The organism is Ktedonobacteraceae bacterium (assembly GCA_035653615.1).
Classification (GTDB): domain Bacteria; phylum Chloroflexota; class Ktedonobacteria; order Ktedonobacterales; family Ktedonobacteraceae; genus DASRBN01.
The window spans coordinates 136,188-151,805 of record DASRBN010000042.1; the positions used below are offsets into that span (position 1 = coordinate 136,188).

The 15,618-nt window shown below is 52.6% G+C and carries 9 protein-coding genes; 7 read left to right on the top strand and 2 right to left on the bottom strand.

Going from position 1 to position 15,618, the window contains the following annotated elements; translation table 11 throughout:
* The first annotated feature begins 245 nt into the window (after positions 1 to 245).
* A complete protein-coding gene (locus VFA09_26095) occupies positions 246 to 1,643 on the top strand; it encodes a solute carrier family 23 protein (GenBank protein ID HZU70773.1) in 1,398 nt (465 codons plus the stop codon).
* Positions 1,644 to 1,723: 80 nt separating this feature from the next.
* On the opposite strand, the gene uvrA is transcribed toward VFA09_26095, so the two are convergent.
* Positions 1,724 to 4,270, bottom strand: coding sequence for an excinuclease ABC subunit UvrA (gene uvrA / locus VFA09_26100; protein HZU70774.1), 2,547 nt, complete (start codon positions 4,268 to 4,270; stop codon positions 1,724 to 1,726).
* Positions 4,271 to 4,684: 414 nt separating this feature from the next.
* Between uvrA and VFA09_26105 the strand changes: the two genes are divergently transcribed.
* The 6 genes from VFA09_26105 to VFA09_26130 all read left to right on the top strand — a co-directional run bounded on the left by VFA09_26105 (position 4,685) and on the right by VFA09_26130 (position 14,443).
* Positions 4,685 to 5,653, top strand: a complete 969-nt coding sequence (locus VFA09_26105; GenBank protein ID HZU70775.1) for a pyridoxal-phosphate dependent enzyme — start codon at positions 4,685 to 4,687, stop codon at positions 5,651 to 5,653.
* A gap of 198 nt (positions 5,654 to 5,851) precedes the next feature.
* Complete coding sequence (locus tag VFA09_26110; protein ID HZU70776.1) at positions 5,852 to 7,195, top strand: inositol-3-phosphate synthase; 1,344 nt, start codon at positions 5,852 to 5,854, stop codon at positions 7,193 to 7,195.
* 570 nt (positions 7,196 to 7,765) lie between these two features.
* Positions 7,766 to 10,765, top strand: a complete 3,000-nt coding sequence (locus VFA09_26115; protein ID HZU70777.1) for a Tn3 family transposase — start codon at positions 7,766 to 7,768, stop codon at positions 10,763 to 10,765.
* Between the two features lie 220 nt (positions 10,766 to 10,985).
* Positions 10,986 to 11,597, top strand: a complete 612-nt coding sequence (locus tag VFA09_26120; protein HZU70778.1) for a sigma-70 family RNA polymerase sigma factor — start codon at positions 10,986 to 10,988, stop codon at positions 11,595 to 11,597.
* Positions 11,598 to 11,761: 164 nt separating this feature from the next.
* Positions 11,762 to 12,202 carry a hypothetical protein gene (locus tag VFA09_26125; GenBank protein HZU70779.1) on the top strand — a complete coding sequence of 147 codons (441 nt, stop codon included), beginning with the start codon at positions 11,762 to 11,764 and terminating at the stop codon, positions 12,200 to 12,202.
* Between the two features lie 108 nt (positions 12,203 to 12,310).
* On the top strand, positions 12,311 to 14,443 hold the full coding sequence (locus tag VFA09_26130) for a HEAT repeat domain-containing protein (protein HZU70780.1): 2,133 nt from the start codon (positions 12,311 to 12,313) through the stop codon (positions 14,441 to 14,443).
* A gap of 18 nt (positions 14,444 to 14,461) precedes the next feature.
* Here the strand turns inward: VFA09_26130 and VFA09_26135 are convergent, their stop codons facing one another.
* A complete protein-coding gene (locus tag VFA09_26135) occupies positions 14,462 to 15,415 on the bottom strand; it encodes a tyrosine-type recombinase/integrase (protein HZU70781.1) in 954 nt (317 codons plus the stop codon).
* Between the last annotated feature and the right edge of the window lie 203 nt (positions 15,416 to 15,618).

Consider the following 15,618-nt stretch of genomic DNA (forward strand, 5'->3'; position numbering starts at 1 on the left):
AAAGACACTTCTCAGCAGTGATATGTTTCACTCACGTAATAGCACGGACGCTTGAAAAAAAGGTGACAAACCGCAATTGTTCATGTTATAATTGGAAAAATTCCTCTCATCTTGCGCTCCTGGCAATATACCAGTTTGTAGAAAGGAGGTGAGGTAGCACCACACTGCATGGGGTTGCATCCCAGGTTTATTGATTATCCTTTTTCCAACCTTCATTCACCCGCTATTATCAAGGAGGATACTTCGTGGCAACACAAACAAGTGAGAGACAGGGATACCTGACCGGGTGGACGCTGAAACAAGAGGGGATCATTGCACCCGACGAGCGGCTTCCCTGGGGGCAAACCATTTTTCTTGGCTTGCAGCATGTGCTGGCCATGTTCGGTTCAACGGTGCTTGCACCCATCATCATGGGCTTCAATCCAAATACTGCCATTTTCTTCTCCGGCATCGGCACGCTGATCTTTTTCCTGATCGTGGGTGGCCGTGTCCCAAGTTACCTTGGTTCGAGCTTCTCATTCATCGCTGTGATCCTGGCGGCAACCGCTTACTCTGGAACAGGACTTAATCCTCGCATCGACGTTGCGCTGGGCGGTATCATCGCGTGCGGTGTCGTCTATGCCATCATCGCCGTCATTGTGATGCTTGCCGGCTATAAATGGATCGAGTACTTGATGCCGCCGGTCATCACCGGAGCGGTCGTCATGGTGATCGGACTGAACCTGGCACCTGTGGCAATCAATGACGCCAGCAGTAGTGGATATGATACTGTGATGGCAATTGTAACCGTTCTGGCAGTCGCTGCTGTGGCGGTCTATGCACCCGGCCCCTTGCGCCGGCTTCCCATTCTGTTGGGAGGAATCATCGGCTACGTCATCTACGTCATTTTCAGCAACGGCTTCGGCTTCGGAACCCCCATTAACTTCACCGGAGTGAGCAAGGCCGCCTGGATTGGCCTGCCCCAATTTACAACGCCAACGTTCTCCGGTAATGCTATCAGCCTGATTGCCCCTGTCGCCATCATCCTGGTAGCAGAAAATACCGGTCACGTGAAAGCCGTCGCTGCAATGACCGGTCGTAACCTGGATAAATACCTGGGGAGAGCCTTCCTGGGAGATGCTATCGCAACCATAGTTGCTGGCTTCGGCGGGGGTACCGGTGTGACCACCTACGCCGAAAACATCGGCGTCATGGCTGTTACCCGCATTTACTCGACGCTCATCTTCATCATTGCTGCCGCTGTTGCCATCTTGCTGGGTTTCTGTCCGAAGTTTGGCGCATTGATAGCGACTATCCCGGGCGGCATTATCGGCGGACTTGCCGTCGTACTCTTCGGCCTGATCGCCGTGACAGGTGGCCGTATCTGGGTTGAAAATGGGGTCGATTTCTCGAAGAGCCGCAACCTGATCACTGCTGCTGTTGCTGTAACAATTGGCGCAGGCATGATCAGCGTGCGCGACGTCAGTTTTGGCCTGACCATCGGGAACTTCACCATTGGTGGTATTGGCGTCGCAACCTTTGGCTCAATCATCCTGTACCAGATTTTGCGTGAGCGCAATCCCCAGCCCGAAGAGGCCGTCAGCGCTGATTCGGCTGTTGGACTGGACCCCGGCGCCGAAACCCCGGCGGGGGCAGGCGAATAAGCCTTTCTTCATGTCTCAGCACTTTCATCCTGTACCCTCAAGCAGGGCAGACGGGATGAAAGTGTCGTTCCTTCTAAAAACTACAATATTTCCCTCAAGCCCTGTCCGGTGTAGGAACCAGGTGTCCGGGCAAGTTGCTCAGGTGTTCCCTGGGCAACCAGTTTGCCTCCTGCTGCGCCACCTTCCGGTCCAAGATCGATGACCCAATCGGTTGCTTTCACCAGTTCCAGATTATGCTCTATGACCAGCACAGTGTTGCCTGCATCCACGAGGCGCTGGAGTACTCCCAACAAACGAGCGGTATCAGCCAGGTGTAGTCCGGTGGTAGGTTCGTCGAGTAAGTACAGCGTACGGCCGGTAGTGCGCCGGCCCAGTTCCTTCGCCAGCTTAACGCGCTGCGCCTCGCCTCCTGAGAGCGTAGTAGCGGGCTGACCAAGTTGGAAATAGCCCAGGCCGACGTCCGATAGCACCTGGAGCCGGGATCGGGTGGCGGGAACATCCTCGAATACTGCCAGAGCTTCTTCGACGGTCAAGTCAAGCACCTGCGAAATATCATGGTCGCGGTATTGCACAGAGAGTGTCTCGCGAGTAAAGCGGCGTCCGTGACAGGCAGGGCAGCGCACTTCCATATCTGGCAGGAGTTGCATTTTGACGGTGAGGACCCCGGCGCCCTCACAACGTTCGCAACGCCCACCCGAGACATTGAATGAGAAGTGCCGGGCGGATAACCCACGCCGACGAGCCTCAGGAGTAGCTGCGAATACCTCGCGAATCGGAGTAAACGTATCAGAATATGTTGCCACATTCGAGCGTGGAATGCGGCCAATATGCTCCTGATCAATAGTGATGATCTTATCGAGATATTCATAACCCTCAATGCCATCGTGTTCGCCAGGAGCCTCGCCGGAACTATAGAGGCGCTGGCGGATGGCATGATCCAGGATGCCGAATACCAGCGAAGATTTTCCTGACCCGGATACGCCCGTCACAGCGACCAGCAGGCCAAGAGGTAAGCGTACAGTGATATCCTGGAGATTGTGATGGCGAGCACCACGAATGACAATAGCTTTGTCGTTTGGCGTGCGACGATGTTGTGGAACAGGAATAGATAGTCGTCCGGTCAGGTAATCTCCGGTGAGTGATCCCGGCTGCTCTGCGACTTCAGAAGGTGTACCGGCGGCTACTACCTGTCCGCCATACCTGCCAGCGCCTGGACCGAAGTCGATCACATAATCCGCAGCTGCGATCATTTCCAGATCATGTTCGATGACGAGGACTGTATTGCCCAGATCGCGCAAGCGACGCAAGACATCGATCAGGCGACGAGTATCGCGATGGTGAAGTCCGATAGTTGGCTCGTCGAAAACGTAAAGAACACCACTCAATGCTGAGCCGAGCAGAGAAGCCAGGCGCAGACGCTGGGACTCACCAGCCGAGAGGGTCGGCGAAGAGCGTTCCAGGGCGAGATAACCCGCTCCAACTTCAATCAGCCGCCTGATGCCCTCCTTCAAATTTGCCAGGATGGGTCCGGCAATCCCCATCTCATCGGAGTTAAGAGCGTCTGGGAGATCATCCAGCCAGGTGCCGAGATCACTGAGCGGCAGACGTAAGAGAGCGATGATGCTCTGTCCGCTGACGGTCACAGCCCGGCTTTCAGAACGCAGGCGTGTGCCAAGGCAGTCGGGACAGGTTTGGGTGACCAGAAACTCTTCCAGCTTGTCGTGATAATCCGCCTCGTTAACATGTTCATGAATGTGTTCAGCGTACCGGCGAAGCAGATTAGTAGCTACTCCTTCGAAGCGACCCCGGCGAACTGTAGTTGGTGGCTCGATATCTGGAAAGTGATGACGAAAGCGGGGGCTTTCCACGCCAAAGAACAGCAAATCGCGCTGCGGCTGCGTGTAGTCTTTGACCGGCAGCGAGAGATCGAACTCAAAGCCATAATGGGCTGCCGCGGCCTGCAAAGTGGGGGTATAGTAGTTGATGTGAGCAAGTTCCCAGCCAGCAACGGCGCCATCCAGGACACTTTTTTGCTCATCGACCAGTCGCTTGAGATCGACCTGCTGTACGATGCCCAGGCCGGTGCAGGTTGGGCATGCTCCGGCAGGTTTATTAAAGGAAAAATAAGCCATATTGATCTCTGGAACAGGCGCACCACAATGGGGACAGGGAAAGGTTTCTTCTGGCATGGAGGCATCGTCATCTGTGCCAGATTCGCTTTCCCATTCTGCGCCGGAGAAATCGAAGAGCGGGGGAACGTCTTTTCCACAGTTAGGGCACGGGCGGTGTCCCAGCCGCGCAAACAACACTCGCAGATAGGTGTAGACTCCGGTGACAGTACCCACTGTGGAACGCGGGCTGCGGTTGGTAATATGTTGATCGATGCTGACAGAGGGAGAAAGCCCGGTAATAGCGTCGACCGGGGGTTTCGCCAGCCCAAAGGCAACTATTCCCAGTGCTTCCAGGTATTGACGCTGGCCTTCTTTATGCAGGATGTCGAAGCCGAGCGTGGACTTGCCCGAACCGGACAGGCCAGTCAGAACGACGAACTGGTTCCTGGGAATCGAAAGTGTGATATTTTTCAGGTTATGCAGCCGGGCGCCGCGAATGGTAATGTAATCAGTCATCTGACCTCCTGGGTAGAGATTGGAGACAAGGTAGGTCTTATTTCCATATTTATTCTATTCTCGCGCTTGCTGATACTGTCTTTCCGAGGCCCTCTTGAGGCGCTGCGCTTCGTTGGTGCTTTCCTCAATCTCACTCGTCTTCGTGTTGTTTGTGTTCATATGCTATCACAATGGCTTCTGAAATGGTATGCTCTGGTTCAGTTCAGTTTGTGTCTGTTTGTTTAGGATTGTTTTTGGTGTGTAACTCATGGCTATAAGAAAGCACTTTTGAAAACCACTAATTGTCACATGTTTTCATTCATACTCTTCCATTCGGTCTGGTAACCTGCAATTGAAAACCACTAACGGCTTAATAGCGTGGTACAATCAAATTACACTTGCAACCCTTTTCATGCCATTAGATGGAGTCTTATCATGTTACATTATCCAACTGCTCCCCAACTCAGCGGCGAATATATCGCGACTGTATGGGAAACGTTACCCTCCCATGTACGCCCAACATTGTTGCTGCCCAGCCCTATCCTCTCTGAGCAACTCAGTTGCGAATTAACCATTGCTACCGAAACCTTTCAATATACCGGCAGCTTCAAGTTTCGCGCGGCCTATAACCTGCTCTCCAGTATTGCACAGCAGCGCATCGTCACTGCCTCTTCGGGAAATTTTGGGCAGGCAGTCGCCTATGCCAGCAAATTATTGGGGAAAACATGCACCGTCGTGATGCCTGATACATCCGCCCAGGTGAAAATCGCCGCGGTGCAATCCTATGGCGGTATCGTCGATCTAATCGATGTGCGAGAAATAAGCCGCGCCGACCGCGTACAGCAACTCCTCGCGGAACAGCCGGGTGCATTCCAGGCTCAGGCCTACGACGATTACCGGGTCGTTGCCGGAAACTCGACGCTGGGCAAGGAAATTTTATCCGCCGCGCAATTCGATGTACTCGTCGTGCCTGTTGGCGGTGGTGGCCTCTGTTCGGGACAGATCATCGCGCGTGACCACTTGCATTCACAAACAGAAATTATCGGGGCAGAACCACTGCCTGGCAATGATGCGGCACGTTCCCTGAAAAGCGGGCACCTCATTCGCAATGAGCATGAACCGGCAACCATAGCCGACGGAGCGCGAACCGTCAGCCTTGGCCAGCTAAACTGGGACATCATACGACAGGGTATCGCTGATATCGTCGAAGTGCCCGACAACCTGACGCTGGAAGCATTGCGTCTCTACTTCCGTTACGTCAATCTCAAGGTTGAACCGACGGGCGCCCTGGCACTTGGAGCGTTATTGGCCCAACCGGAACGTTTTCGTGACAAGCGTGTCTGCTGCATTGTAAGTGGGGGCAATGTCGATCCGAAGGTGTACGCTGAGGCTTTGCTTGAATAGGAAGCAACAATTCAGCAACTCTTCTTCCTCAAGGGTCAGATCGAGAGCGCAGCAGCTCCTGCAGACCCCGAAGGCTGAACAATACATTGCAAGCCTCTTCCTTTTTGGCAAACTGCACCATATAATACGAGTTAGATGATATGATTGATCTTTACATCAGAATCACACTGATACGCCAAAGGAAGGTTAAAGAAAACAATGTCAACTGCGAAGAACGACGGCGAAGAGACCGCCGCGGAAAAAGTTGCACCTGCCACTGGAAAGCTTGGGGTGATGGTGGTTGGTTTGGGTGCGGTGGCGACCACGATGATCGCCGGGGTTGAGGCAGTGCGCTGCGGATTGGCCAAGCCGATCGGTTCTCTCACCCAGATGGGAACCATCCGCCTGGGCAAGCGGACGGACAACAAGACTCCACGCATAAAAGATTTTGTGCCGCTCGCCGATCTGAACGATCTTGTATTTACCGGGTGGGACATTTTTGAAGACAACGTGTATGAAGCTGCCACTCATGCTGAAGTGCTCGACAAGGCTACACTCGAAAAGCTGAAGCCATACCTCGAGGAGATCAAGCCTATGCCGGCTGTCTTCGATCAGCATTACGTCAAGCGTCTTCATGGTACATATGTAAAGAAGGGCAAGAACAAGCGCGATCTGGCCGAGCAAGTCATGGCCGATATTCGCAACTTCAAGAAGACCGTCGACCGCGTGGTGATGATCTGGTGCGGATCAACTGAGATATTCCTTGAGCCTTCAGCCGTACATGAATCCATTGCAGCGTTCGAAGAGGGCCTGGAATCCAACGATCCCGGCATAGCGCCTTCACAGATCTATGCGTATGCGGCATTGAAAGAAGGCGTGCCTTTCGCCAACGGCGCGCCCAACCTTACCGTCGATACCAGGGCGCTCATCGAGCTTTCCAAGGAGAATTCTGCACCGATTTGCGGTAAGGACTTCAAAACCGGCCAGACGCTCATGAAAACCGTACTCGCCCCCGCCTTCAAGGCGCGGCTACTCGGTGTGAATGGATGGTTCTCGACGAACATCCTCGGCAATCGCGATGGCGAAGTGCTTGACGAGCCGCAATCGTTCAAAACCAAGGAAGAGTCGAAGCTGGGCTCACTCGAATACATCTTCCAACCCGAACTGTATCCAGACTTGTACCAGCACATCTACCATAAGATTCGCATCAACTATTACCCACCACGCGGCGATCAGAAAGAGGCCTGGGATAACATCGATATCTTCGGATGGCTCGGCTATCCCATGCAGATCAAGCTGAATTTCCTGTGCCGCGATTCAATCCTGGCCGCGCCAATCGCCCTTGACCTGGTGCTGTTCCTCGACCTCGCTAAGAGAACGCCAGAACTGTGCTCCATTGGCATTCAGGAGTGGCTAAGCTTTTATTTCAAGTCGCCACAAACGACTGAAGGTCTCTCTCCAGAGCACGATTTGTTCATTCAGTCGATGAAACTGAAGAACACGCTGCGCCACATCATGAGCGAAGACCTGATCACGCACCTGGGTCTGGAGTATTATGACTGAGTAGAACTCGAAAAGCGAGAAATCTCAGCAACAGGAAGCACGTCAAGAGATCGGGGGCCATCACCTTCACCCCAAAGATCACTATGACTGGTCCATTCGTGCTCTATCTCAAGCGACAGGAAGGCTGAGCAGTTCTGGCGAGATGTTTTGCTCGCCCCGTCGATGAGGTAGGAGCGCGGACGCTTTCGGCTTCCCGGGCCCGAACCTCGGTATCGCCGCAGACCACGAGCGAATGGCCCAGAGGAGTGAAACGTTCGTCCAAATAGGGGTGATATGCGCGAAGCTGACATATAGTGCAAGGTAGCCGCCTGTTTGCTTCCAATATCATCAAGAACAAACACCGCTGCGGTCCCCTCTCATCTGCTTCTTTCCGCATTGCGACCATATAAACTTGCAACAGAAAACTCGCAGCAGAAAGTGCTTTCTGCTGCGAGTTTTCTCTGCCCCCCTTCATCCCAGAAGAGGTCTTCGCGAATCACTAGCATAAAAGTCCTCTCTTTCCTCACTTCTTGCGCGTCTTTCACGTTTGCTCTGATGAGAGAGAAAGAAGAACTGGAGAGCTGAAGACCCATGAAACGCCAATGGGACATTGAAGAACTGATTGAACACTTTACCCTGATTGCTGAGGATCTGGAATTCCTGGCCAACAAGACGGGCCCGACTCGTCTGGGCTGTGCGCTCTTGCTCAAATGCTTTCAATATGAAGGGCGTTTTCCTCCTGCCAAGCAGGATATTCCCCGCTCTGTCGTAGACTATGTGGCGCATCAACTCAAGCTCGATGCGGCCCTGTATACCCAGTATGACTGGGAGGGCCGCACCGTGAAAGGCCACCGCACACAGATTCGCGAACATCTCGGGTTCCGGGAAGCCACCAACTCCGATACCGAGGAGATGACCACTTGGCTTGTTACCCACATCCTGGCCTCTGATCAACACCTGGAGCATCTCAAGGTGGTCGTGACCAAGCGCTTTCGCGAACTCAAGATCGAGCCGCCCACGACGGACCGCATCGAACGGCTGATTCGCTCCGGGTGTTACACCTATGAGCAGCAGTTGTTTGCCGAGATCATGCAGCGGTTGCCATCGTCCACCTGCACCTTGCTCGACGACTTGCTGGCGCGCAGTGTGGCCGTGGCCGAACAGGAAGAACAGGCTCAGGATGATGAACCGCCACCCGCCACAGCAGAGACACGGCGGGCTCCTGTCACCTGGCAGGACTTAAAAACTAGCCCTGGAGCAGTGGGATTGGAAAGTGTGCTGCATGAAATTGACAAGCTGCGCATCCTCTTGCAACTCGCTCTCCCCGCCGATCTTTTTGGACAAGTCTCCCCGAAAGTGATCACCCTCTACCGGCAACGAGCGGCGACGGAAACACTCTATGAACTCCGCCGCCACCCGGATGCGACGCGCTATACACTTCTGGCCGCCTTTTGCCTGCAGCGAACGGGAGAAGTGACCGATAGCTTGGTCGATCTCTTGCTGCTGGTCATCCGCCGCATTGGGGCCAAGGCCGAAAAGCACGTCAAGAAGCAGTACCTCGATGAGATCCAAACAGTAGAGGGCAAGCAGCGGTTGCTCCGCCAGGTCGCTGAAGCAGCCCTAGCGGGGCCAGAGAAGACCATCCGGGCAGGCATTTATCCCGTGATGAGCGAGGAGAAATGCAAAGCCATTCTCAAGGAATACCAGGCAAAGGGCGAGTATCAGGAACAGGTCTACCAGCGCATGCGCGCCTCCTACCGCGATCATTACCGGCGCATGGTGCCGCTGTTAGTCAACATGCTCGATGTGCGTTCCAACAACACGGCGCACCGTCCTGTCGTCGATGCGCTCACCCTGGTGAAACGCTATGCGGGGACGCCTGGTGTCTATTATCCGGTTGACGAAACGGTTCCCATTACGGGGGTGGTGCGCCCGATGTGGCGCGACCTGGTGCTGGAAAAAGACAAGGAGGGCGAGCAGCGGGTGAACCGCGTCAACTACGAACTCTGTGTGCTGGATGCGCTCCAGGAGAAGCTGCGCTCTCGCGAGTTATGGGTGGTCGGGGCCAATAAATACCGCAATCCCGATGATGACTTGCCCAAGGACTTCGACGACAAGCGCACGGAGTACTACCAGGCGCTCGGGCAACCGGAAAAGGCCGAGGAGTTTATCACCGCCCTGCGCCAGCAGATGATCGAGGCGCTGACCTCCCTTGACCGGGCTCTGCCCAGGCTCTCCTCTCAGGTGCGCATCCTCGATAAGAAGGGCGGCTGGATCAGCCTGACCCCGCTGGCTCCCCAACCGGAGCCGCAGAACCTGCGCCGCCTCAAGGCCGAAATTACCAAACGCTGGGGCGTGACCTCGCTGTTGGATATTCTCAAGGAGGCAGAGTTGCGCATCGGCTTCACGAAGCACTTCAAAAGCCCTGCGGTGCGTGAGGTGCTTGAGCGGGAGGTCCTGCAGAAACGCTTGCTGTTGTGTCTCTACGGAATGGGGACCAATACTGGTCTCAAGCGCATCAGTCAGGGCGAGCATGGGCAAAGCTACAACGAGTTGATCTACACCCGCCGACGCTACATCCACCAGGAACATTTGCGGGCCGCCATTATCGACGTGGCGAACGCCATTTTTCAGGTACGCCAGCCCCACATCTGGGGAGAAGGCACGACAACCTGTGCCTCGGACTCCACACAGTTTGGGGCCTGGGATCAAAACTTGATGACCGAGTGGCACTTGCGGTACGGGGGCAAAGGGGTGATGATCTACTGGCACGTCGAAAAGCATGCCACCTGTATCTACTCCCAGCTCAAGACCTGTTCATCTTCCGAGGTGGCGGCGATGATCAAAGGCGTGTTGCGGCACTGCACGCAGATGAAGGTTGAAAAGCAGTTTGTGGATACCCACGGGCAGAACGAGGTGGCCTTCGGATTCTGCCATCTGTTGGGTTTTCAGCTCATGCCCCGCCTCAAAAACATCTATGCCCAGAAGCTCGCTCGTCCGGTGAGCGGGGACGCGGACGCCTATCCCAATCTGCAGCTCATTCTCAGCCGTCCCATCGACTGGGACCTGATCAAGGAACAGTACGACCAGATGATCAAATACGCGACCGCCCTGCGACTGGGAACAGCGGAGACAGAGGCGATCTTGCGCCGCTTTACGCAAACCGAATTACAGCATCCCACCTATCGGGCTTTTGCCGAACTGGGCCGGGCCATCAAAACGATTTTCCTCTGTCAGTATTTACAATCAGAGGCGCTGCGCCGGGAGATTCACGAGGGCCTCAATGTCATCGAGAACTGGAACGGGGCCAATAGCTTTATTTTTTATGGACACAGCGGGGATTTCGCAACCAATCGCCTCGATGAGCAAGAGCTGGCCGCCCTCTCGCTTCACCTGTTGCAAATTTGCCTCGTCTACGTGAATACCTTGCTGATTCAGCGTGTGCTGGCAGAACCACAGCAGCTCCAGCGGATGAAGAAAGAGGACTTGCGAGCGCTCACGCCACTTATCTATAGTCACGTGACTCCCTATGGGCTGTTTCGCTTAGACCTCACGGAACGGATGAGGATCGAGGAAGAAGCATCAGCGTGAGCAAACAAAGGAGCGACGGGAGGTATTGGAGAGAAAGGGTGAGTGAGAGGAGCAGCTGTCAAAGCTTGCAGTGGGAAGAGTTGGGCAAGGAGAGAACAATTCGTCGTAAATTGAAAATGCCTGATGGCAGAGTCAAAGTTTTTCCCCTCTGATCATGTCTACGTAAATAGGAGGGTAAGTTGAGGCTTTGGCAATTGGATCTTTAAAAAGGAGAGCAGAAATGCGTGGCTCCGAAAAGCCCCCATTTCCATCCGATAGTATATCTTTATCGGAGGCTGTGGAACGTGCAAGGGCAAACGCGGAAGACATCGGTGCTTTCGCACGTATTTATTATGAGTTTAATGCAACAATAAAAAGGTATTTATCGACGTATCTGAAAAAGGAAGATTTGGAAGATGTTTGTCAAGAGACATGGATACGTGCGTGGAGGGCTTTATCGAAACAGAAACCAGAAGTCTTGCATATGAGGGCCTGGCTGATAGCGATAGCGCATAATACTTATGTGGATTATGTAAAAGAACGGCAGCATAACAATGTCCCTATTGATCAGGTAAATGAGGTGGAAGAACACTTATCGCTCGATTCCCTTATTCGGAGCGGGCCCGAGGAGGAGGTATGTGAAGGGGATTTGCTAGATCAAGCATTAGCACAGTTGGCGCGAAAGCGCCCACAAGGCTATCGCTGCATGGAATTGTTCAGGGATGGTTACAAGCAAAACGAGATCGCCAAAATACTCAATATCACAGAGGGGACAGTTAGCCTGAATATTAGGCGTTGCCAAGAGGAACTTCGTAGCATTTTACAGTCTCTAGAAGGAGGAAAGGCTCGATGAAAGAGCCAATGAACATACCCACACCATGTGTAGAGTACGCAGACATGCTCGTAGTTCCTCTGGATCAACTTTCGGCTTCCGATCAGGCAGTTCTTGAAGCTCACATAGAGACTTGTCCAGGATGCTCATCTGCCTATAAGGACTACCAAAGAATATGGGATCTCATGCGGACACTACCACCACCTGATTTTTCCGCGCCACTTCCGTCAAGGTTAGTAGCATTGTGGGAGCAGGAAGGGTATATCACAGAGGACCCCACTCAAAAACCAAGTATTGGAAAGCGCTTCTTCAATGGCATAAAAAAGGTAGGTGTTGTTATCGCCGTAGCTGGTATAGGCATCGTGGCTCTAGGTATTAAAGCGGAACTCGCCTCCCGTCGGAATCTTCAATCTGAAGCCCGTCCTACTACAGATCGTCCTGGCTCATTTCTCCCAACTCATCATCAGCCAGTGGCGTCTACACATATAACTAATGTGCATCAGTCAGCGGCTGACCAGGGCAATTACGTGGTTGATTGGGGTCGGCTGGCATCTCAGCAGCGCCAGGTTGTGGCGGATATGGAACGTCAGGCCGGTCTGAGACATGTTGAGCGCAGCAGGAGGTAACCAGTAGGCTACTCATTTGTGAAGTAATTGGTTTGAGGCTTCTTTTCTCTGCTCTAGACTTACGGCGTTCATTCATCGATTCTGTTTTTTATAGAAGGGAAGGCAATTATGGTTAGTGAAGTCAATCAACGCTTTTTAAACTCCTACGTCCTTTTAGAGGAGATAGGGCGTGGCGGATTTGGAGTTGTCCGTAAAGCTCATCATACTATCTTCAATCGCGCCTGTGCAATCAAGTTTTTTCGCGCTTGGGACGAGTATGATAAAAACTTCTTTCTTAATGAAGCAAAAATGCACGTGCAACTTCAGCATCCTTATATTCTTCCCATTATAGATGCTGGTATTGACGATAATGGGTCACCATACCTCATTACCCTCTATGCTCCGGGGGGATCCTTGCGGGACCTCATTGAGCGCCGAACTTTAAATCCCTTGAAATTTGAAGATGCTTTAGCTATCCTTTTTCAAATTGGTGAGGCTCTTCACTACACTCATCAGCAGGAAATTGTGCATCGTGATCTCAAACCGGAGAATATCCTCTTCGATGAAAAAGGGAATGCCCTTCTTGCGGATTTTGGAATCGCAATGCAATTAAAAGACCTTATAACCACCCACCCTGAATTTGTTGCTGGAACACGCGCATATATGGCACCAGAAGTGTTTGATGGCGAGTTTAGTACGAAAAGTGATCAGTATGCGTTGGCATGCATCGCCTTTGAACTCCTTACCGGACAAAAGCCATTCAACCTTCCCCCCAATGCTTCCAGCGATCTCTGGATAGCTTGGAAGCAGGTCCATAATGAAACGGTACCCACTTCTCTGGGAGAGTTACGTCCTGAACTGCCCGCATATATACAGAGGGCCGTGCATATCGCCCTTTCAAAAAAGCATATTGACCGTTATGTAGATGTTGCAGCTTTTATGGCTGCTCTTAAGAATATCGATGGGCAAAGTACCATCCTTGATCCACACATGCCGGAGAGAAATGGGCAGATCGCTTCAGTAGGGGTATCTCCTGAAGAGGAGGTGACTCCTCTCGTCAAAAAGGCGATCGAGGAACTGGGGCATCCCAAATATGCTGTGAGAAAACAAGCCGTTGAGAAATTAGCACAGTCATCGCGGCGATCTCCTGCTGCACATGAGGTTTTGCTAAAAGGTCTGGATGATCCCCTGCTACCAGATGTACGAGTGTACTGCGCCCTCGCACTTTCTAACGACCCCCGCGCTGTCTTAGGATTAGCTGAAGCATTGCGCTTCAGGCCTCCAACTCTCAAGGAAAAGATCAAAGTGGTGGGTGGTCTTCCACCTGACCCGACAATCCGAATCAAAGCAGAAGCAGCATTATTAAAGTTGCGAGAAACGGCGATACCGATCCTACTTGGTGCCTTGAAGGACCAAGATAAGCAGATACGTATTAACGCTGCTACAGCTTTAGCACTCTTTAGGGATAAAGCTACAACGCCTGGCTTACTGACAGCACTCATAGAAGATTCTAAGGTAGAGGTACGCCGTGAAGCCGCAAAGGCTCTAAAAGGGATTGGAGACCGTACAGCCGTAATAAGCCTGTTTAGAGCTTTGCATGACGTAGACGGAGAGGTTCGGATCACGGTTATTGAAACGTTGGGAAATACTGGAGATGTCAAGGTAATACCAAATTTACTTGAGGTACTATCTGATCTGGACGAGGAGGTGCGTAATGCGGTGAGCGATGTTCTCATAAAGTTTGGAAAGAAAGCGGTGTCAGGCTTACTCGAAGTGCTACATAGTAAGCCTTTTGCAAAAGCAAGAGCAGCCAAAGTGCTAGGGATAATCGGGGACCCGACAGCAGTTCCGGAGTTACTTACAGCATTGGATAATCAAGGTGATAAAGTGTTGCGCCGTGAGGCGGCTGTAGCTCTTGGACGAATCGGGGGAGATGAAGCAATATCAGGATTGCTTGGAGCATTACACGATCAAGAGTCATTTGTTCGGCAGGCAGCGGCTACAGCTTTGGGAAGAATTAAGAATCCGACAACAATTCCGAATTTGAGTGCAGCTCTCCTTGAAAACCCGTATTCGTATGACGTCCAGCGAGCTATTATTGGAGCTTTAGAAAACTTTGAGAACCCCAGAGCTGCAATACCAGACTTGCAAAGAGCTTTGCACAAAGGTGACTTAGTGAAGGATGTGAAATCTAGAGCTGCCAGATTGCTCAGGCAGTTGGATGCACTTCCGCTGCTTTATCGATGGCTATATCGTGAATAAGCAATCGCATTCAAGCATTCATCCCTTCATCAATCGGAGCTTGTCTTTCACCTGAGCACGGCTGACCTGGGTATACCTGACGGTGGTTTGGATAGCAGGGGTTCCTTTCATGGTCACATGTCCCAGATAATAGGCGACCTCTTCGAGTGTCCATCCGGCCTCCCTTGCTCGATGCGCAAAATCGTGGCGCAGATCATGAAAGGAGAGATCAGCGATGAGTTCCCACTCCTCCTTATTGGCCTGCCGTTTGAGGGTGCGGAACCAATGGTGAATGCCGTCTTCCGACAGACGCGGACTTCGCTGCGAGGTGAAGACGTAGAGGCTCTCTGGATCGCGACCACCGTGCTGGATGTACTCATAGAGAGGACGCCGAGCTTCATTGAGCAGATCTATGTCGCGGAACTTTTCTCCCTTGTGTCCCACATGGAGCCAGCCAATCTTTGGACCCACATGGGTATGCTCTATAAGTAAATACGCGACATCACTCACGCGGCAGCCTGCCCAATAGCCCAACGCAAACAGCGCCTTGCCGCGCATGTCGTCGGCTTTCTCGACCAGGTTGCGCAGCACAAAGCGTTGATCTGGTGAAAGAATACGAGGGGCGAGCGTCTGCTGTGCTTTGATTTCGATGCCGCTGGTCGGATTGCGCGTGAGGGCTTCTTTCTCATCGATAAGCCACTGGCAGAAGTGTTTGATCACCGACTTGACCCGTGTACGATGGCTGACACTATACTTGTGTTCTTTCAGCAAGGAGAGATAAGCTTCCACCACTGTAGCAGTGAGCTGGTCAGGCTGAAAGTGTTTGCTATGCCCGGGCCGCCTGGCAACCCATGCGGTAAATTGACGCAAAATGCGCGTGTAGGCATCAATGGTCGCTTCGTCGTGCTTGCTGAGACAGGCCTGCTGATAGCTCAGAATCCACGCTTCATTTCCGGCATCGGGAAAAGGAACGATGTTTGACGGCTCCGTCATTTGTTGTCATTTCCTCCTGGAAAATTTTCTGCTGCGAGTTTTGCATCCTCATTTAGTGGCATTGCGGAACGCTCTCATGTCTCCCTGAGCATGAGCCGATCGACTCAGACAGATCCATCCATCAGGAACTCGTAGCAGAAAGCATCTTCTGCTGCGACTTTTCTGCTACGAGTTAGTCTAGCAGCAATGGGTCCAAAATGCAA

What these genes read in the sequence shown, in the direction of transcription:
- VFA09_26120 (HZU70778.1), top strand. Translation starts at nt 10,986, where the DNA reads ATGCGTGGCTCCGAAAAGCCCCCATTTCCATCCGATAGTATATCTTTA.
- VFA09_26125 (HZU70779.1), top strand. Translation starts at nt 11,762, where the DNA reads ATGCGGACACTACCACCACCTGATTTTTCCGCGCCACTTCCGTCAAGG.
- VFA09_26105 (HZU70775.1), top strand. Translation starts at nt 4,685, where the DNA reads ATGTTACATTATCCAACTGCTCCCCAACTCAGCGGCGAATATATCGCG.
- VFA09_26115 (HZU70777.1), top strand. Translation starts at nt 7,766, where the DNA reads ATGAAACGCCAATGGGACATTGAAGAACTGATTGAACACTTTACCCTG.
- VFA09_26135 (HZU70781.1), bottom strand. Translation starts at nt 15,415, where the DNA reads ATGACGGAGCCGTCAAACATCGTTCCTTTTCCCGATGCCGGAAATGAA.
- uvrA (HZU70774.1), bottom strand. Translation starts at nt 4,270, where the DNA reads ATGACTGATTACATTACCATTCGCGGCGCCCGGCTGCATAACCTGAAA.
- VFA09_26110 (HZU70776.1), top strand. Translation starts at nt 5,852, where the DNA reads ATGTCAACTGCGAAGAACGACGGCGAAGAGACCGCCGCGGAAAAAGTT.
- VFA09_26130 (HZU70780.1), top strand. Translation starts at nt 12,311, where the DNA reads ATGGTTAGTGAAGTCAATCAACGCTTTTTAAACTCCTACGTCCTTTTA.